Annotated in this window: 17 protein-coding genes; 8 read left to right on the forward strand and 9 right to left on the reverse strand. The window is 71.4% G+C overall.

The features are described from left to right. Positions 1-40: 40 nt before the first annotated feature. The 3 genes from STRCI_RS32395 to STRCI_RS32405 all read right to left on the reverse strand — a co-directional run bounded on the left by STRCI_RS32395 (position 41) and on the right by STRCI_RS32405 (position 3679). The gene (locus STRCI_RS32395; protein ID WP_269662507.1) at positions 41-811 is read right to left on the reverse strand and encodes a hypothetical protein; all 771 of its coding nucleotides are present in this window, start codon (positions 809-811) and stop codon (positions 41-43) included. Further along, positions 811-2076: a VWA domain-containing protein gene (locus tag STRCI_RS32400; protein ID WP_269662508.1), complete on the reverse strand. Its 1266-nt coding sequence runs from the start codon at positions 2074-2076 to the stop codon at positions 811-813. The genes STRCI_RS32395 and STRCI_RS32400 overlap by 1 nt, the downstream gene beginning before the upstream one ends. Positions 2077-2152: 76 nt before the next feature. Beyond that, on the reverse strand, positions 2153-3679 hold the full coding sequence (locus STRCI_RS32405; protein WP_269662509.1) for an IucA/IucC family protein: 1527 nt from the start codon (positions 3677-3679) through the stop codon (positions 2153-2155). Between the two features lie 93 nt (positions 3680-3772). Between STRCI_RS32405 and STRCI_RS32410 the strand changes: the two genes are divergently transcribed. Genes STRCI_RS32410 through STRCI_RS32420 form a run of 3 tightly spaced genes read left to right on the forward strand, consistent with a single transcriptional unit; the run spans position 3773 to position 6483 of the window. After that, positions 3773-5278 carry an IucA/IucC family protein gene (locus STRCI_RS32410; protein WP_418953397.1) on the forward strand — a complete coding sequence of 502 codons (1506 nt, stop codon included), beginning with the start codon at positions 3773-3775 and terminating at the stop codon, positions 5276-5278. A 15-nt stretch (positions 5279-5293) separates the two neighbouring features. After that, on the forward strand, positions 5294-6208 hold the full coding sequence (locus STRCI_RS32415; protein WP_269662510.1) for a HipA family kinase: 915 nt from the start codon (positions 5294-5296) through the stop codon (positions 6206-6208). After that, the gene (locus tag STRCI_RS32420) at positions 6205-6483 is read left to right on the forward strand and encodes an Rdx family protein (RefSeq protein WP_269662511.1); all 279 of its coding nucleotides are present in this window, start codon (positions 6205-6207) and stop codon (positions 6481-6483) included. Before STRCI_RS32415 ends, STRCI_RS32420 begins: the two co-directional genes overlap by 4 nt. Before the next feature lie 3 nt (positions 6484-6486). On the opposite strand, the gene aceB is transcribed toward STRCI_RS32420, so the two are convergent. Together aceB and STRCI_RS32430 are read right to left on the reverse strand one after the other, a co-directional pair. Beyond that, a complete protein-coding gene (aceB, locus tag STRCI_RS32425; RefSeq protein WP_269662512.1) occupies positions 6487-8112 on the reverse strand; it encodes a malate synthase A in 1626 nt (541 codons plus the stop codon). 220 nt (positions 8113-8332) lie between these two features. Continuing rightward, a complete protein-coding gene (locus tag STRCI_RS32430) occupies positions 8333-8932 on the reverse strand; it encodes a nucleotidyltransferase family protein (RefSeq protein ID WP_269662513.1) in 600 nt (199 codons plus the stop codon). Between the two features lie 188 nt (positions 8933-9120). Between STRCI_RS32430 and STRCI_RS32435 the strand changes: the two genes are divergently transcribed. Further along, a complete protein-coding gene (locus tag STRCI_RS32435) occupies positions 9121-9432 on the forward strand; it encodes a DUF5955 family protein (RefSeq protein WP_269662514.1) in 312 nt (103 codons plus the stop codon). Here the strand turns inward: STRCI_RS32435 and STRCI_RS32440 are convergent. Both STRCI_RS32440 and STRCI_RS32445 read right to left on the reverse strand, forming a co-directional pair. After that, positions 9429-10103 carry a DUF6304 family protein gene (locus STRCI_RS32440; RefSeq protein WP_269662515.1) on the reverse strand — a complete coding sequence of 225 codons (675 nt, stop codon included), beginning with the start codon at positions 10101-10103 and terminating at the stop codon, positions 9429-9431. The genes STRCI_RS32435 and STRCI_RS32440 overlap by 4 nt on opposite strands. Beyond that, complete coding sequence (locus STRCI_RS32445; RefSeq protein WP_269662516.1) at positions 10100-10894, reverse strand: IclR family transcriptional regulator; 795 nt, start codon at positions 10892-10894, stop codon at positions 10100-10102. Before STRCI_RS32445 ends, STRCI_RS32440 begins: the two co-directional genes overlap by 4 nt. A gap of 230 nt (positions 10895-11124) precedes the next feature. Between STRCI_RS32445 and allB the strand changes: the two genes are divergently transcribed. Both allB and alc read left to right on the forward strand, forming a co-directional pair. After that, positions 11125-12465, forward strand: coding sequence for an allantoinase AllB (gene allB / locus STRCI_RS32450; protein ID WP_269662517.1), 1341 nt, complete (start codon positions 11125-11127; stop codon positions 12463-12465). A gap of 41 nt (positions 12466-12506) precedes the next feature. Continuing rightward, positions 12507-13622, forward strand: a complete 1116-nt coding sequence (alc, locus tag STRCI_RS32455) for an allantoicase (protein WP_269662518.1) — start codon at positions 12507-12509, stop codon at positions 13620-13622. Positions 13623-13750: 128 nt separating this feature from the next. Here alc and STRCI_RS32460 read toward each other — a convergent pair whose 3' ends face one another. Next, positions 13751-14503, reverse strand: a complete 753-nt coding sequence (locus STRCI_RS32460) for an SDR family oxidoreductase (protein ID WP_269662519.1) — start codon at positions 14501-14503, stop codon at positions 13751-13753. 167 nt (positions 14504-14670) lie between these two features. Here STRCI_RS32460 and STRCI_RS32465 point away from each other — a divergent pair, with 167 nt between their 5' ends. Beyond that, positions 14671-15297, forward strand: a complete 627-nt coding sequence (locus tag STRCI_RS32465; RefSeq protein WP_269662520.1) for a dihydrofolate reductase family protein — start codon at positions 14671-14673, stop codon at positions 15295-15297. A gap of 13 nt (positions 15298-15310) precedes the next feature. On the opposite strand, the gene STRCI_RS32470 is transcribed toward STRCI_RS32465, so the two are convergent. Beyond that, on the reverse strand, positions 15311-16078 hold the full coding sequence (locus STRCI_RS32470) for a hypothetical protein (RefSeq protein ID WP_269662521.1): 768 nt from the start codon (positions 16076-16078) through the stop codon (positions 15311-15313). 137 nt (positions 16079-16215) lie between these two features. On the opposite strand from STRCI_RS32470, the gene STRCI_RS32475 reads away from it, so the two are divergent. Beyond that, a complete protein-coding gene (locus STRCI_RS32475) occupies positions 16216-18120 on the forward strand; it encodes a CHAT domain-containing protein (protein ID WP_269662522.1) in 1905 nt (634 codons plus the stop codon). Positions 18121-18196 lie beyond the last annotated feature (76 nt).

Here is an 18196-nt window from a genome sequence, read left to right on the forward strand (position 1 = left end):
GCCCGCCGCATCACGTGCGACGGGCCCTGAGGACAAGGGACTACACGCCCGGCGGGCGTCCCGGACCGCGCGTCAGCGCATAGCCGCCGACGCCCGCGAGCGCCGCCAGCGCACCGCCCACCGCGGTCCATATCCAGCGGTCGGACCACCAGCCGGAGGACCAGCCGTCCTCCGGGTCGAGGCTGGAGAGCACCGCGGTCTCCTCCTCGGACTCCTCCGACCCGGTCTTCATCGCGACACCCGGCACCAGCGGCTCGCCCAGCGAGCCGTCCACCGCCGCCGCGCCGCCGATGTCCTTGGAGTCCACCCGGACCGAGGCGTCCACCGGCAGACCCAGGTCGCCCGTGGCGAGGTCCACCACCGTCAGCCGGACGTAGTACGTGCCCGGCAGCGGGTCGTTGGCCCACGGCTCCGACCAGGCGCGCACCGTGCGCATGACGCAGGCCAGCTCCACGGACGCGGCGTCCGCCGCGGCCGTGCGGGTCTGCGCGCCGTACTGGCAGGACTGACGGCGCCGCAGTCCGTCGTAGACGTCGATCTGCCAGGTCTCGGCGGCGTGCGTCTCGGGCAGCTTCACCGTCGCCTCGACGGTCGGGCGCTGTCCGGCGTCCGCCGGGAACGACCAGTACAGGTAGTCACCGGCCGAGGCGTTCGCGGTGGCCTCCTGGCCCTGCGCGATCTCCGTCGCCGTACGGAAGGAGGTGCCGGCCGTGGTGGGGGAGTCGTCCTTCGGCTCCTCGTCCGCCAGCGCGGGCGCCGCCGCGAGGCCCAGCATCAGCAGGGCGGCGGTGAACGTACGTGTGATCCGCATCAGTTGGTCCTCCAGACCGCGACCCGCCAGCGCGACAGCCAGCCCCAGACGATCCCGGCGAGGAAGCCGGTCAGGATGAGCGCGCCCAGCAGCCACCAGCCGCGCCCGAGGCCGAAGGAGGCCACGTCACTGGAGCCCGACGGACCGTCGACGACGTCGATCGTCAGCTCCAGCGGCAGACCCGGCGTCGTCTTCACGCCCGAGGCCGCCGAGAAGGAGTGCGTGACCTGGAGGCACACGGCCTCGGCCGTCGCGTCCTCGTCGTCGCTCTCCGCCTTCGGGTAGCGCACGCCCGTCGAGACCACGTCCGTACGGCCGTTGCCCGCCGCCTCACCGCGCACGATCTCCCGGCCGTGCACCGTCACGGCACGCAGCAGCACCCCGTAGGAGGGGTTCACCGCCCGGTCGGCGGCCACGCTCAGCGAGGCGCGCAGCTCCTGGCCGGGCTCCACGTCCACCCGGTACCAGCGCTGCTGCCCGAACTCCTCGCGGTCGGTGTACAGACCGGACTCGACCGTGGGCGCGTCGGCGCACCGCTCCGCGCCCTCGGTCGCCACCGGAGTCACCACCGGGTCGGCCGCCCGGTCCACCAACTGGTTGACCTTGTCGCTGAGTTCCTCGGTGTGCTCCACCGAGGTGTAGGTGCCGCCGGTCGCCTCCGCGATACAGCTGAGCTGCTGCCGCATCTTGGTGTTGGGGACCAGACCGAGCGTGTCGATGGTCAGCCCGATGCCCTTGGCGGCGATCTCCCGGGCCACCTCGCACGGGTCCAGCGGGGCGCAGGTGTCCTCGCCGTCGCTGATCAGCACGATGCGCTTGGAGCCGGCGCCGCCGTCGAGGTCGTCGGCCGCCTTCAGCAGCGCCGGACCGATCGGGGTCCAGCCGGTGGGCGTGAGGGTCGCCACCGCCGTCTTGGCCTCGGTGCGGTCCAGCGGGCCGACCGGATAGAGCTGCGCGGTGTCCTTGCAGCCGGTCTTCTGGTTGTCGCCCGGGTAGTTGGCGCCCAGCGTCCGGATGCCCAGCTCCACCTCCTCGGGGGTGGCGTCGAGCACCTCGTTGAACGCCTGCTTCGCGGCGGCCATCCGGGACTGTCCGTCGATGTCCCGGGCCCGCATCGAGCCGCTCACGTCGAGGACGAGATTCACCTTCGGCGCGTCCTCGCCCGTGGGTTCACCGGCGGCCGCCCCGGCCGGGAACGCCAGCCCCGCCGTCAGCGCGGCGAGCAGGGCACAGGCCCCCGCCGCCAGCCGTGTTCTTGTGATCATCGGCGGATCCTAGTGGCGGACGTGTCCCGCTCCAAAACGACCGCTCATTGCCTGTCATTGCCTGTGAAACGGACGCTCACCGCAAGGGGCCGGACCGCAGGGGGTTGGGCAGCGGTGCCCACTGGTCCCCGGGCGTCCGCGGCGACAGCCGCATCAGCGTCAACGCCTTCGCGGGCAGCGGCTCTTCGCGCAGCACGGCCAGATCGGACGTGCGCGGCAGATCCCGTACGGCCGTCTCCAGCGCCCCGCCGAGCGCCGCGGCCGAACCCGCCGTACCCGCGAGCGCGCCCGCCACCAGCGAGCCGAACAGCTTGCGGCGCAGGGTGGTCTCGTCGTCGGTGACGATCCGTCCGGTCAGCTCCGGGACCGGGATGCCGTGCCGGGCGAGCCGGGCCGGGCTGACCCGGATGTCGGCGAGATCGCGGTAGACCAGCCGCCGCGGGGTGCCCTCGGCGTCCAGGACGACCAGCAGGTTCTGGCCGTGCGCCTCCAGGGCCACGCCCAGGTCCAGGAGTTGCAGCCCGACGGTGAGGGTGAGTCGCGCGAAGGCCGCCAACCAGGCTGGATCGGCCGGCAGTTCGGTGGTGGCGAGCGCGGCCACCGGCACCACCCGCTCGCCCGGACCGGCGTACTCCTGCGGCGACTCGCGCAGGACGGCCGCCAGATCGGGGGAGTCCGCGGTCGCCGCGCCCAGGGTGCGGGTGATGTGCAGCAGCCCGTCCGTCCGCGCCGCCAGCGACTCCGCGAACGCGGACAGCGTCGCCGACAGGGCGATCGAGTAGCCCGAGATGTCCCGCACCGACGAGGTCAGCCGGGCGCTCAGCGCGGTCTTGACGTGCGGCCCGCCGGGCAGCGCCAGCGTGCGCAGCGACATCAGCGGACGCGCCCCGCCGAGGCCCCGTTCGCAACCGCGCTTGAGCACATGCGTCAGCTGCCAGGGATGCACCGGGATCAACAGCCGCTCCCCGTCCCGCAGTTCGTCCGGCCAGTCACCTGTCAGCAGGCACTCGTCCGCCGGTACCGGCCACAGGCCCAGCTCCACCAGCGGCCGGTGCTCGGGCCCGTAGGCGAGCTGCTCGGCCACCGAGAACCCGGGCCGGGAACGGCAGTTGGGGTGGTAGGGATGCCCGTCGACCACCCGCTGCTCCCACTCCCAGTCCCGCACCGGCCACTCCTTCGGGTCATCTGCGGCGGCAACCGGCAGCTGCCCGGCCCTGGACAGCGCCAACGAGGCGACACTGTGCCCGAGTTCGGCCACGAACCCCGTACCGTGCGCCACGCCCAGGTCGGTCATCAGCCGCGCCGGATCGCCGTACGCCGTCCCGTCCAGGCGCACCTCGGTGACATACGCGGCGATGGCGTACGGATCCGCGCGCGGCCCGCGCAGCCGGCGGCCGTCGGAAAGGCGCAGGGTGAGGCCGTCTCCGGTGCTCTCGTGGGCCGTGACCCACGGCAGCGGCTCATGGACCAGCGCCCGCCACAGCCGGGTCAGCACGGCGGCCCGGGCACCGGGCAGCTCGGCCGGGTACCGGTCGGCGAGGCCGGGGCGGACATCGGCCAACTCGGCCGCTACCTCGGCCTCGGCTGTGAGGGGACGGTGCACGGTCGGGCTCCTCGGGTACGAGTAGGACGTCAGGTCGGGCGGTGACTTGCAGACATACTGATCTTCTCCGCCCGAACGGACCGTAGAGAACGAGTGAAGCGCGTGGACCTCATGCCCCCGCCCGCCGACGCCGACGCCGCACAGCGCGCCGATGTCGCGGACCGCGCCGACGCCCTTGCGGCGGCGCCCCTGCTCAACTGCCTGCTGCGGGAGGTGGCCGAACCGCTCACCCGGCCCGGTGAGCCACCGGCGCACCGGCTGCCGAGCGGCCGGCTGCTGCGGGTGCGCGGCGAACGCCGCCCGGCCGGGGCGGAGATGCTCGTGGACGGCGGCTGGGTCCGCGTCGGCCATGCCGAACTGGTGAAACTCGTCGCCGAGGAACTTCGCCGGCACACCGGCCTGGACAACCACGAACTGCCCGCCGAGATCGTCGACAGCCGGGACGCGGTCGCCGCGCTGCTCACCGCGCGGGCGGACGCGACCCCGTCCGCCGACCCGTATCTGCGCTCCGAGCAGTCCCTGGTCACCGGGCATCCGCACCACCCGGCGCCCAAGGCGCGCGGCGGCGGTCCGGTGGCGGGCTGGCTGCCGTACGCGCCCGAGGCGTACGCCCGCTTCCCGCTGGTGCTCCTCGGGGTGCGCGCGGACACGGTCGTCGAGGAGGGCGACACCGGCGCCCTGGACGCCCTCGGCGAGGCGCCGCCCGGCTACCGGCTGCTGCCCGCCCACCCCTGGCAGCTCGACCTCGTGGACCTCGGGCCCGCCTTCGCCGACGGCAGGCTGATCCATCTGGGCAGCACCGGCTTCGAGACCTGGCCGACGGCCGCGATCCGCACGGTGTACGCCCCCGAGCGCGACCTGTTCCTCAAGTTCAGCCTCGATGTGCGCATCACCAACGACATCCGCCGGCTGTGGCGCCACGACCTGCTGAAGCTCCGCCGGACCGACGCGGCCGTCGGCCGGGCCTTCGCGGCGGTCCCCGGCGCCTGGCTCAGTGACCGCGGCTACCGCACGGCCGACTTCGCCTTCGAGGAGCTGGCCGTACTGGTCCGCGACGGATTCCGGGACCGGCTGCGCCCCGGCGCGACCCCGCTGCTCGCGGCGGGCCTGGTGGAGGGCTTCCCGGGCAGCCCCCTCGACACCGCCGAGGACCCGGTGGCCTGGTGGGACGCCTACCTCGACGCCGTCGTACCGCCCGTCCTGACGGCCTTCGCCGACCACGGCGTCGTCCTCGAAGCGCACCTCCAGAACACCCTCGTCGCCGTCGACGCGGGCGGCACCCCCGTGCAGGCGCTGTTCCGGGACGCCGAGGGCGTGAAACTGCTCGCGGACGTGGACCGGGCCGCCGGGTGGGAGCGGCTGGTGTACTGCCTGGTGGTGAACCACCTCTGGGAGGTGGGCGCGGCCCTCGCCGAACGCCGCCCCGGCCTCGCCCCCTGGCCCGGCGTACGCCGCGCGCTCGCCGCCCACGACCTCCCCGAGATCCCCGCGCTCCTCGCGTCCCCCACCCTCCCCGGCAAGACCAACCTCCTCCTGCGCTGGACCGAGGCCGACGGCGCCGCGACCCGCTACCGGCCCCTGCCCAACCCGCTGCGCTGATCTACCCTTGCCGGTGTGCTGCGCGACGTGACTGCTGTTCGATACGTGACCCCCCTGCGGTCGGGCGGCTCCGTGCCCGCGGTCGTCGAGGCCGACGACCTCGGCACCTACGTCGTCAAGTTCACCGGCTCCGCGCAGGGCCGCAAGGCGCTGGTCGCCGAGGTGATCGTGGGGGAGCTGGCACGGGCCCTCGGGCTGCGCTTCCCCGAGCTGGTGCTGGTGCGCTTCGACCCGGCGATCGCGGACGACGAACCCCACCAGGAGGTGCGGGAGCTCCACAGCGCCAGCGCGGGGGTCAACCTAGGGATGGACTTCCTGCCGGGCGCCAAGGACTTCACGCCCGAGATCGCCAAGGTGTTCCCGGTCGATCCCCTGGAGGCGGGCCGGATCATCTGGCTGGACGCCCTCACCGTCAACGTCGACCGCACGGTGCACAGCTCCAACCTGATGGTCTGGCCCACCCTGGGCACTGTGCCCCCGCGCCTGTGGCTCATCGACCACGGCGCCGCTCTCGTCTTCCACCACCGCTGGGACACCTCCGACCCCGCGAAGGCCTACGACTTCCGCCACCACGCCCTCGGCCACTACGCCCCGGACACCCGCGCCGCCGACGCCGAGCTGGCGCCCAGGGTCACCGAGGAGCTGCTGCGGGAGATCGCGGCCGAGGTGCCGGACGCCTGGCTGCTGGACGAGCCCGGATTCGCCACCGCCGAGCAGGCCCGCGAGGCGTATGTCGGCTACCTCCGCGCGCGTGTGCGGGCCTCGGCGTCCTGGCTGCCCACGGACTTCCCCACCCGGGAGGAGCTCGCCGCCGAGGAGGCCCGGCGCGCGGAGAGGACCCAGCAAGGACGCCCCGCGTGGCTCAAGCAGGTCCCCGACCTGCACGGCAAGCCCGCGGCCGAACAGGATTGGTCGGTGCACCTCGGATGAGTGGCCGTGTCGAGATCGAGTACTGCACCCAGTGCCGCTGGCTGCCCCGCGCGGCCTGGCTGGCGCAGGAACTGCTCACCACCTTCGAGGCGGAGCTGTCCGAACTGGCCCTGAAGCCGGGCAAGGGCGGCGTCTTCGTGGTTCGCGTCGACGACGAGGTGGTCTGGGACCGCCGCGAACAGGGCTTCCCCGAGCCGACGGCGGTGAAGCAGGCCGTACGCGACCGAGTGGCCCCGGACAAGTCCCTGGGCCACTCGGAGAAACCGGCGTCGTAAGGGTCAGCCCCTGAGCTGCTCGTACGCGGGCAGGGTGAGGAAGTCCGCGTAGTCCTCGTCCAGGGAGACCTCCAGCAGCAGATCGTGGGCCTGCTGCCAGTGGCCCGCCGCGAAGGCCTCGTCGCCGAGTTCGGCCCTGATGTTCTTCAGCTCCTCGGCGGCCACCTTGCGGGCCAGCTCGGGCGTGGCCTTCTCGCCGTTCTCGAACTGCACGCCCGCGTTGATCCACTGCCAGATCTGGGAGCGGGAGATCTCGGCGGTGGCCGCATCCTCCATGAGGTTGAAGATGGCGACCGCGCCGAGCCCGCGCAGCCAGGCCTCGATGTAACGGATGCCCACCTGAACGGCGTTGACCAGGCCGTTGTACGTCGGCTTGGCGGCGAGCGAGTCGACGGCGATGAGGTCCTCGGCCTTGACGTCGACGTCCTCGCGCAGCCGGTCCTTCTGGTTCGGCTTCTCGCCGAGCACGGCGTCGAAGGAGGCCATCGCGATCGGCACCAGGTCGGGGTGGGCGACCCAGGAGCCGTCGAACCCGTCGTTCGCCTCGCGGTCCTTGTCCGCCTTGACCTTCTCGAAGGCGACCTTGTTGACCTCCTCGTCCCGGCGGGACGGGATGAACGCCGCCATGCCGCCGATGGCGTGCGCGCCGCGCTTGTGGCAGGTGCGGACGAGGAGTTCGGTGTACGCCCGCATGAACGGGGCCGTCATCGTGACCAGGTTGCGGTCCGGGAGGACGAACCTCGGCCCGCCGTCCCGGAAGTTCTTCACGATGGAGAACAGGTAGTCCCAGCGGCCCGCGTTCAACCCGGAGGCGTGGTCGCGGAGTTCGTAGAGGATCTCCTCCATCTCGTACGCGGCCGTGATCGTCTCGATCAGCACGGTGGCGCGGACGGTGCCCTGCGGGATGCCGACGTAGTCCTGTGCGAAGACGAACACCTCGTTCCAGAGGCGGGCCTCCAGGTGCGACTCGGTCTTCGGCAGGTAGAAGTACGGGCCCTTGCCGAGGTCGAGCAGGCGCTGGGCGTTGTGGAAGAAGTAGAGGCCGAAGTCGACGAGGGCGCCGGGGACCGGGGTGCCGTCCGCGTCGACGAGGTGGCGCTCGTTCAGGTGCCAGCCGCGGGGGCGCATGACGACCGTCGCCAGCTCCCCGGCCGGGCGCAGGGCGTAGGACTTGCCGGTGCGCTCGTCCGTGAAGTCGATGTTCCGGGTGTACGCGTCGGCCATGTTCACCTGGCCGAGGACGACGTTCTCCCAGGTCGGCGCCGAGGCGTCCTCGAAGTCGGCGAGCCAGATCCGGGCGCCCGAGTTGAGGGCGTTGATGGTCATCTTGCGGTCGGTGGGGCCGGTGATCTCCACCCGCCGGTCGTTCAGGGCGGCGGGGGCCGGGGCCACCTTCCAGGAGTCGTCCGCGCGGATCGCGGCGGTCTCCGGGAGGAAGTCGAGCGTGGAGGTGCGGGCGATCTCGGCGCGGCGCTCGGCACGGCGGGCGAGGAGCTCCTCACGCCGGGGCGTGAACCGGCGGTGCAGCTCGGCCACGAAGGCGAGCGCCGCGTCGGTGAGGACCTCCTCCTGCCGGGGCAGGGGCTCGGCGTCGACGATGGCCAGCGGGGACGGCGCTGGTGCGGACATGAGCTGTCACTTCCTTCAGCGGTGGCACCGGGTGCCAAGCGGCACGCATGGAACGTAGAGCGCCCGCTGTGCGGTCGGACGCTTCTGAACAGTGGATAGTAGTTTCCTCATCGTGGAACTTCAATGGTTTGTTGATATCGAGATTCTCTGGGTCGAGGCAAGGTGTCGCTCAGTGCCACCCCGCTCACTCCAGGTGCCACGCCCGGCGTCAGGCCCGGTGTCACTCAAGGTGGACCAGGTCGGCCTCGGTGTCGATGTCGTACGGCCGGGCCACGTCCCCGCACTCGACGAGCCGGACCGCCTGGGCATGCTCCTTCAGGTACCCACGCGCCCCTTGATCCCCGGTCGCGGCCCGCGCGATCCCCGCCCAGTGCGCGGCCCCGAACAGCACCGGATGCCCCCGTACGCCGTCGTAGGCGGCCGAGACCAGCGACGACTCCCCGTCGTAGGCGGCGAGCACCCGCGCCACCGCCTCCGCGCCGATCCCCGGCTGATCGACCAGCGAGACCAGCGCGGCCCGTGCCCCCGTCCCGGCCAGCGAGTCGAGCCCCGCCCGCAGCGAGGTCCCCATCCCCCGCTCCCACTCGGGGTTGTCCACCAGCACACAGTCCCCGAGCCGCGCCCGCTCCCGTACGGCCGAGGCGCTCGCCCCCAGCACCACATGGACCCGGACGCAGCCGGCCGTACGCAGCACCCCGACCGCGTGTTCGACGAGTGGACGTCCGCGGTGTTCGAGCAGGGCTTTGGGCCGCCCGCCGAGCCGCCGGCCCCCGCCCGCGGCGAGAATCAGCCCGGCGACCTGCTGTTCGTTCTGCGTCATGTCTCCTGCATACCTGACACCGTGCCCACGGCCCGGTTTCCCGGGGCTGAATTTCGGTCCGCGTGGTGGCGCACCGCGCGGTGGTGGCGTTTACTGACCCGCGTCCCCACGGCGCCCGATCACGTCCGGGGGCGCTCGGGAGGGGCCACTACGTGGACGCGCACAACGGCGTGCGCGGGGGGAGAGCTGTGTTGCGGAGCTTGGGGCAGAGGCCGGTGACCGGCAGCGACGAGGATCCGAGAGTGGCGGAACTGCGGACCGCGGTGTCCCGGCTGCGCCGTGAACTCGCCGCGCTCCCGGCCGAGTTCCCGGACCGGGCGATCGCGGAGGACGAACTCGCGGCCATGGCCGCGATGACGATCAGCGGAACGCCGGAGACCCCGCGCTTACAGCGGTCGTTATTGCTGATCGCCGGGGCGATCGGTTCGGTGAGCGCGTTGGCGCCGGGGCTGACCGGCGTACGGAACGCGGTGGATCTGTTCGGGGAGCGGCGCTCCTAGCTCCAGCCGCGGAAGGGGAACGGTCCCCGATAGCCCCGGTCCGACGTCCGGTGCTCGAACTGCTCGCACAGCCAGGTCTCCTGGACGAACTCGGTGTGCCGGGGCCAGATCTCGAAGATGCCCCGGGGCCCGTGCTTGCCGTCGCAGACGCGGTACGCGTCCTTGGCGTCACGGAAACACGCCAGCCCGGTCATCATGCCGTGGCCGACCGGACTGTAGTCCGACCACGCGCACGAGATGCACGCCTTGAGCCGGGTGTCGACCGGCAGCGCGGCCCCGATCTCGTGCAGCGCGTCCTCGAAGTCGGGGTGCGTGGCGCGCAGTTCGCGCCCGTCGAGGCGCAGGGTGACGGTCAGGTCCTCCGTCTCCTCGGGGTACCAGAGGTTCAGGGCGCAGTGCAGGGTCGCGATCCGCTCGCCCTCGTCACCGACCTCCACGGGCATGGTCAGCCCCCACTCCAGCAGGCAGGACCACAGATCCCCGTCGCGCAGCACGAACATCGGGTCGGGCGGTTCCCCGGTCAGCGCGCCGAGCGTGTCCATGGTCTCGCCCTCGAAGCGGACGCCCCTGATCGTCGTGCGGATCAGCTCGCGGCCGTCGGACTCGAAGGTGAGCTCCTCGGTGCCGTGCCGGTCGGTGTACCGGCCGGGCCAGCGCATTAAGCCGCTCATGCGGGGTTCTGGGTGGCCAGCGCCTCGGACAGCTCCTGGGCGATCTGCTGGAGCACCGGCACGATCCGCTCGGTGGCCTCCTCGGTGACCCGGCCCGCCGGACCGGAGATGGAGATGGCGGCCGCGGTGGGGGAGTCGGGCACCGACACCGCGAGGCAGCGGACGCCGATCTCCTGCTCGTTGTCGTCCACGGCGTACCCGAGCCGGCGTACGTCGTCCAGGGCCGCGAGGAAACCGTCGGCGGTGGTGATCGTCTTCTCGGTGGCGGCCGGCATGCCCGTCCGGCCGAGCAGGGCCCGCACCTCGGCGGCCGGGGTGTTCGCCAGCAGGGCCTTGCCGACGCCCGTGGAGTGCGGCAGGACGCGGCGGCCGACCTCGGTGAACATCCGCATCGAGTGCTTGGAGGGCACCTGGGCGACGTAGACGATCTCGTCGCCGTCCAGCAGTGCCATGTTCGCGGTCTCGCCGGTCTCCTCGACCAGCCGGGCGAGGTAGGGGCGCGCCCAGGTGCCGAGCAGCCGGGAGGCGGACTCGCCGAGCCGGATCAGCCGCGGGCCGAGGGCGTACCGCCGGTTGGGCTGCTGGCGGACGTAGCCGCAAGCCACCAGGGTGCGCATCAGACGGTGGATGGTCGGCAGCGGGAGCCCGCTGCTCGCGGACAGCTCGCTCAGGCCCACCTCGCCGCCGGCGTCCGCCATCCGCTCCAGCAGGTCGAAGGCGCGCTCGAGTGACTGGACGCCACCGCTGGCGGACTTGGCGGAGTCGGTGGTGCTGGCGCTGGACGTCGGCACGGCGCGTTCCTTTCGGGGCTGGCGGGAAGGGCAGAAGCCTACCCGGCGGTCGGTTGACTCCCCGCTTGTGCGTAGCTACGTTCTGCTTGCCGGAATTCTAATTCCGCTTTGTGGAAACGTCCAGAGTGGGAGCGGGAGGGATGCTGGGTAGCAGTGTGCCCTTGACGGCGCCGATGCGGGAGTGAAGACTCCTTCAACAGAACGTTGAATTCCGTGCTGAGAGGGGTCCGGTGTCCGAAGCAGAACTGGTGCTGCGCTCGACGCGAGTCATCACTCCGGAGGGAACACGGGCCGCGGCGGTCGTGGTTGCTGCCGGAAAGATCACGGCCGTGCTGCCGTACGACGCCTCCGTCGAGAGCGCCGCCCGAGTGGAGGACCTCGGCGACGATGTCCTGCTCCCCGGCCTGGTCGACACCCATGTGCACGTCAACGACCCCGGCCGGACCGAATGGGAGGGCTTCTGGACCGCGACGCGCGCTGCGGCGGCCGGCGGTATCACCACGCTGGTGGACATGCCGCTCAACTCCCTGCCGCCGACCACCACGGTCGACAACCTGCGGGTGAAGCAGCGGGTCGCGGCCGACAAGGCGCACATCGACGTCGGCTTCTGGGGCGGCGCGCTGCCCGACAACGTCAAGGACCTGCGCCCGCTGCACGAGGCCGGGGTATTCGGCTTCAAGGCATTCCTGTCCCCGTCCGGCGTGGACGAGTTCCCGCACCTGGACCAGGACCGGCTGGCCCAGTCCCTGGCGGAGATCGCCTCCTTCGGGGGCCTGCTGATCGTGCACGCGGAGGACCCGCACCACTTGGCGGCGGCGCCGCAGCACGGCGGCCCCAAGTACGCGGACTTCCTGGCCTCGCGTCCGCGGGACGCCGAGGACACGGCGATCGCGCAACTGATCGCGCAGGCGAAGCGGCTGGACGCGCGCGTGCACGTGCTCCATCTGTCCTCCTCGGACGCCGTCCCGCTGATCGCGGCGGCGAAGGCGGAGGGCGTACGCGTGACGGCGGAGACCTGCCCGCACTACCTGACCCTGACCGCCGAGGAAGTCCCGGACGGCGCAAGCGAGTTCAAGTGCTGCCCGCCCATCCGTGAATCCGCCAACCAGGACCTGCTGTGGCAGGCGCTGGCGGACGGCACGATCGACTGCGTCGTGACCGACCACTCCCCGTCGACCGCCGACCTGAAGACGGACGACTTCGCCACGGCCTGGGGCGGCATCTCCGGCCTCCAGCTGAGCCTCGCGGCGGTGTGGACGGAGGCGCGCAGGCGCGGGCACGGCCTGGAGGACGTGGTGCGCTGGATGTCGTCGCGCACGGCTGAGCTGGTGGGCCTGGACCGGCACAAGGGCGCCGTCGAGGTGGGCCGCGACGCCGACTTCGCGGTCCTGGCCCCCGACGAGACGTTCACCGTGGACCCGGCGGCCCTCCAGCACCGCAACCGTGTGACGGCGTACGCGGGCAAGACCCTGTACGGAGTGGTGAAGTCGACGTGGCTGCGCGGCGAACGCGTGGTCGTGAACGGCGAGTTCACGGAGCCGAGGGGCCGCTTGCTGACCCGCACCCACTGACTGACCGCACTCCCCGGCCCCGACACCGAAAGGCATATGCAGTGACGGCGATTCCGAGTTTCACCGGCGACGCGAACCCGTACGGAGGCGGTGACCCGTACGCGGACTACCGCACCGCCGACTTCCCCTTCACCCAGTACGCCAACCTCGCCGACCGGCAGCTCGGGGCCGGTGTCATCGCCGCCAACGACGAGTTCTTCGCCCAGCGCGAGAACCTGCTGGTGCCCGAGCGGGCGGAGTTCGACCCCGAGCACTTCGGGCACAAGGGCAAGATCATGGACGGCTGGGAGACGCGGCGGCGACGTGGTGCGTCGGCGCAGCACCCGTGGCCGACGGCGGAGGACCACGACTGGGCGCTGGTGCGCCTGGGTGCCCCGGGCGTGATCCGGGGAATCGTGGTCGACACGGCGCACTTCCGGGGCAACTACCCGCAGGCTGTGTCGATCGAGGGAACGTCGGTGGCGGGCTCGCCGTCGCCCGGGGAACTGCTGGGCGACGACGTGAAGTGGACGACGCTGGTACCGCGCACGCCGGTGGGCGGCCACGCGGCGAACGGCTTCGCGGTCTCGGCGGAACAACGCTTCACCCACCTCCGGGTGAACCAGCACCCCGACGGCGGCATCGCACGCCTGCGGGTGTACGGCGAGGTGGTCCCGGACCCGTCGTGGCTGGCGGCGCTGGGCACCTTCGACGTGGTGGCGCTGGAGAACGGCGGCCAGGTGGAGGACGCGTCGAACCTCTTCTACTCTCCGGCGACGAACACGATCCAGCCCGGCCGCTCCCGGAAGATGGACGACGGCTGGGAGACCCGCCGCCGCCGTGACCAGGGCAACGACTGGATCCAGTACCGCCTGGTGTCCCAGTCGCAGATCCGCGCGATCGAGATCGACACGGCGTATCTGAAGGGCAACAGCGCGGGCTGGGCGTCGGTGTCGGTCCGGGACGGTGAGACGGACGCCTGGCGGGAGATCCTCCCTCGAACCCGCCTCCAGCCCGACACGAACCACCGCTTCCTCCTCCCGACCCCGGCGGTGGCCACGCACGCACGGGTGGACATCTACCCGGACGGAGGCATCTCCCGCCTACGCCTGCACGGCTCCCTGACGGAGACGGGCACGCGCTCCTTGGAGACGCGCCATCAGGAACTGGGCGGCTGACCCGACCTCTCCTCGAACGCCGGAGGGGCTGAAGACAGCCCCTCCGGCGTTCGAGGAGCGAGGGTCCAGGGGGCGGAGCCCCCTGGGACGGGACGGGTAGGGGCGGCGGGGGCGAAAAACTCTCGGCCTCAGGCCGCGTGGCCGCCGTCCACCGAGAACTCCGCTCCCGTCACATACGACGCCCCCGCCAGATGCACCACCATCGCCGCCACCTCCTCCACCGTGCCGAACCGCCCCAGCGCAGTCATCGCCACCTGCCCAGCCGCATAAGGACCATCCGCCGGATTCATATCCGTGTCGATCGGCCCGGGATGCACGATGTTCGCCGTGATCCCCACAGACCCCAGCTCCCGCGCCAGCGCCTTCGTCAACCCGACCAACGCCGACTTGCTCATGGCGTACAAGGTCCCCCCGGGCCCCGGCACCCGCTGCGTCATGCACGTCCCGATCGTGATGATCCGCCCACCCTCCGGCATCCGCGCAGCCGCCGCCTGGGACGCCAGAAACACCCCGCGCACATTCACCGCCAGCACCCGGTCCACCTCATCCGGAGACAGCGACGCGAGCGGCCCGAGCACCCCCACGCCCACGTTGTTCACCAGCACATCAAGCCCACCCAGCGCCTCCGCCGTACGCTCCACCGCCCCCGCCGCCTCCCCGGCGTCCGAGGAGTCCGCACGCAGCGCCACTCCTCGCCGCCCGAGCGAGGAGACCGCCCGGACGGCGTCCGCCGCCGCTTCCTTGCCGTTCACATAGGTCACGGCCACATCCGCCCCGGCCCGAGCCAGCCGTACCGCCGTCGCCGCCCCGATGCCCCGGCTGCCACCGGTCACCAGAGCCACCTTGCCGTCGAGGGGGAGAGTTCCGTCGTAAGAAGTCATGCGCCCATCACAGCGGGCGACAGCTCCGCACGCTGGCGGCGAACGGACACGGTTCTCCACCCACGCCGGGCAGCGCGTCCCCCGACGGCCGATGAGTTGCGGGTGCCGACGGGGTCTGACCTCATGACAGACAGACCCCCACATCCCCGGAAAGGGCGGCACCCCTCATGGGCAAGCTCGTCTCCACCCTCTTCGTCACCCTCGACGGCGTCTATCAGGCCCCCGGCGGCCGCGAGGAGGACACCCGCGGCGGCTTCGAACACGGCGGCTGGGCCTTCCCCTACGACGACGAGGACTTCGGCCGGTTCATCAGCGGCGTCTTCGACCGGGCCGGCGCCTTCCTCCTCGGCCGCCGTACGTACGAGATCTTCAGTTCCTACTGGCCCAAGGTGACGGACCCCGAGGACCCGGTCGCCGGACGGCTGAACTCGCTGCCGAAGTACGTCGCCTCCACCACCCTCACCGCCCCGGAATGGGCCGGCACCAGCGTCATCGACGGCGACCTCGCCAAGGAGGTGACCGCACTGAAGGAGCGCACGGACGGCGAGCTCCAGATCCACGGCAGCGGCGCTCTGGTCCGGGCCCTGCTGGGCAGCGGCGTCCTGGACACGCTGCACCTGCTGACCTTCCCGGTCGTGCTGGGAGCGGGCCACCGGCTCTTCACCGAGGGCACCACCCCGACCGCCTTCCGCAGCACCGGCGGCAGCGTCACCTCGACGGGCGTCTCCATCCAGTCGTACGACCTGGCGGGAAGGCCCGAGTACGGCACGTTCGGGCTCCCCGAGGACGCCTGACCGCCTCGCCGCGTCACGGGAGGGTGTCGAAGTCCAGGCTGCTCACATCGTCCACGTACCACTCCGCGTCGTCGCCCTCGACATCCTCCACGTCGTCCAGGAACCCGACTTCGTCGGCCCGGAACAGGTGCCGGATCATGCCCCGCGCCCGGTAGAGAGGCGTGAGCCGGCCCTCCGACAGGACCTGCAGGCTGGCCGCTGAGCCGCCCGTCCACTGCAGGCCGCCGGAAGCGGTGAGCAGATCGAGGCCGGTGACGGTGGGATCGGCCGCGGCGCGCAGGGACATGCGGTCGTTGCGCTTGCTGCACATGACGGCCGTGGTGCGCCTGGCGTGCGTGACCTCGGTGATCACGACCTGCTTGCGCGGCCACTCGCCTTTGCCGTGCAATTCCTTCATGAGCTGCTCGACGGCCTCGATACGGTCGATCTCCTCGGTGCGGCAGCCCGTAGCGTGGAAGAGAACCGAGTCCGCCTTGTCGAACTCCAGGACGAGTGAGCTGTCGGCGGTGACGAGCGCAGCTCCGGCTCCGATGGCCGAATTGTGGTGGACTCGCACCGTGCCCTTGGAATCACCGTGATAGACCGTGGTCCTGTTCTTGACGGGTCGGGGCTTGACTGCCAGGCCGAACAATGTCTCCAGTGTGCCCTTGCGCTCGAAGTGTCCCTGCCGGAACACACCCACATCACCGAGTCGCCGGTCGGCGGACGGCGGCCAGGACGGCTCCATGGCGAGATCGGCGCGGACATGCTCGATGTACTTCCTGTAACGGCCGTTGGGCATCGCGGTCCCCCCGCTGTGGTGTCGACAGCCCGAGTCGTGGATGACGTAGCGTAGGGCGTTTGATGGTGCATCAATAACCCTTGAAAAAAAGCGAGTTGAAATCGGTATCAGGCGTGCAGAAGGGAACGCGCTTCGGCATGGAGCGATCCGCGGTGCTCGGGATCCGTCAATTCCACCTGGATCCTGCGAGCGGTCGGCCGGACTGGTGGATCTGGTCGCTGAAGCGGCCGGGCGGCGCGGGTACCGAGTTCACCGAGGTGCGACTCGACGCACCGGAAGAACTGGACGTGCTGTACGCGCTGCCGGGACGGATCGACGAGCTGCGCAGGGAGAGGGTGGGCACCGGGGCCCTGGAGGAGGCGGTGCGGGCCTGCGCCGAGTCGATCAGCCGGACCGGACTGGGTGACATGGCGGGCCGTCTCAAGGCGCTGGGACCGGTTGTGGTGGAGTGCCGACTGCCTGCGGAGTTGCGTGACTTCGAGATGCTTCCGTGGGAGCTGGCGCTCGTCGACGACGTCCCGTTGTCATTGCACGGCGTGGTCTTCGTGCGCGGGGTACGGCCCGAGTCCCGGGCGGCCGTGGAGTCGTCCCCGACCCTGCCATCGCACCTGCGTATGCTCGCCCTGTTCAGCCTGCCGCAGACGACCGCTCCCGTGGACCTGGGAGCGCACCGGGCCTTCCTGCGTGCCGAGTTGCTCGATCTGGCGGCAGGCGGACGCGGCGACACCGTCCCTGTGGAGCTGCGGACGAGGCAGTTCGGCGTGAGCCGCCGAACCCTGCGCGGCATGCTGCGTGAACCCGCCGGCTGGGATGTCCTTCATGTCGTGGCCCACGGGCGCCCCGGCCGCCTGTATCTGGAGTGCACCGACGGCACGGCGGACGAGGTCGGCACGCCCGACCTCGTCCGCATTCTGGACCCGGCGTGCGGCCGCACCCGGCTGGTGCTCCTCTCCGCCTGCTGGTCGGGCGGCCAGACCTCGGACGAGGAGGGCGATGCCCGGCCGGCCCCGGCGTCCGCCCTCACTTCCTTGGCCGCCTCCGTCGCCGAGCGCCTCGGCTGCGCCGTCGTCGCCATGCGCTTCCCCGTCACCAATCACTTCGCCCGCGCCTTCGCCGTACGCCTCTACACCCACCTTCTGCGCCACGACCACACGCTTCCCCAGGCCATGCACAACGCGCTCGTCGACTGCGTGGAGGACGCGGAACTCACCGAACACCGCACCCCGTTGTTCGCCGCGGCGACGCCCGTGCTCTTCGGCGGCGCCGCCCGGTCCCTGCGGCTGCCCGATCGCCCCATGACGCGGGGACCCGTGCGCGGTCTCCCGAGACCCGGCGTCGGCGCGCTTCCGGACCGGCCGCGCTCCTTTGTCGGACGTCTGCGGGAGATGACCGGGGTGAGCGGCGCGCTCGCGGTGGGCAGCGGAGCGCGAGGTGCCGTGATTCACGGCGAGGAAGGCATGGGTGCGACGACGTGCGCGTCGCTGCTGGCGCACGATCACCGCGAGTCCTTCGACGTGATCCTCTGGCATCCGAGACCGGCCTGGAAGGAGGTGATCTCCCCGTCCTCGGAGGACCCGTTCCGCGAACTCCTGCGGAATCTGATCATTCATGCGCCTGGGCTCGGCGGGCTCTGCCGTGCGTCGCAATGGGAGAAATTGATCGACAAATCGACCACTCTCCGGCTTCTCCTCGTGCTCGACGCCGTCGACCGGGCGATTGCTCAGGATCCTCGTTTTGGCGCCCTGGTCGAACAATTCACCACGGCGGACGGTCCCGGCAGAATTTTGTTGACTTCCCGGTCCGATTTGCCCGACCTCACTCCGGTGCTGCCTCGCACGGCGCTGCCTCCGCTGACGTGCGGGGAGATGGTGGAGATCCTGCGCGCTCTTCCCCGACTCGGGCCGCTGGCACGGGACCCGCGCACGTCGGCGCTGGCGAGCAAGGTCCTGCGCCGGACCTTCGGCAGCCCCGGTCGGTTGATGGACGCGGAGGGCCATGCCGGGACGGTGGAGGAGTTGAAAAGGTGGATTCGCGAGCACTGAGATCGAATTCGCATTTATATTCGATCTATTGTGTCGCGAGATCGAGCCCGAAGAACCCGTCGTCAAGAGCGAGAGT

This window comes from Streptomyces cinnabarinus (assembly GCF_027270315.1).
Classification (GTDB): Bacteria; Actinomycetota; Actinomycetes; order Streptomycetales; family Streptomycetaceae; genus Streptomyces; species Streptomyces cinnabarinus.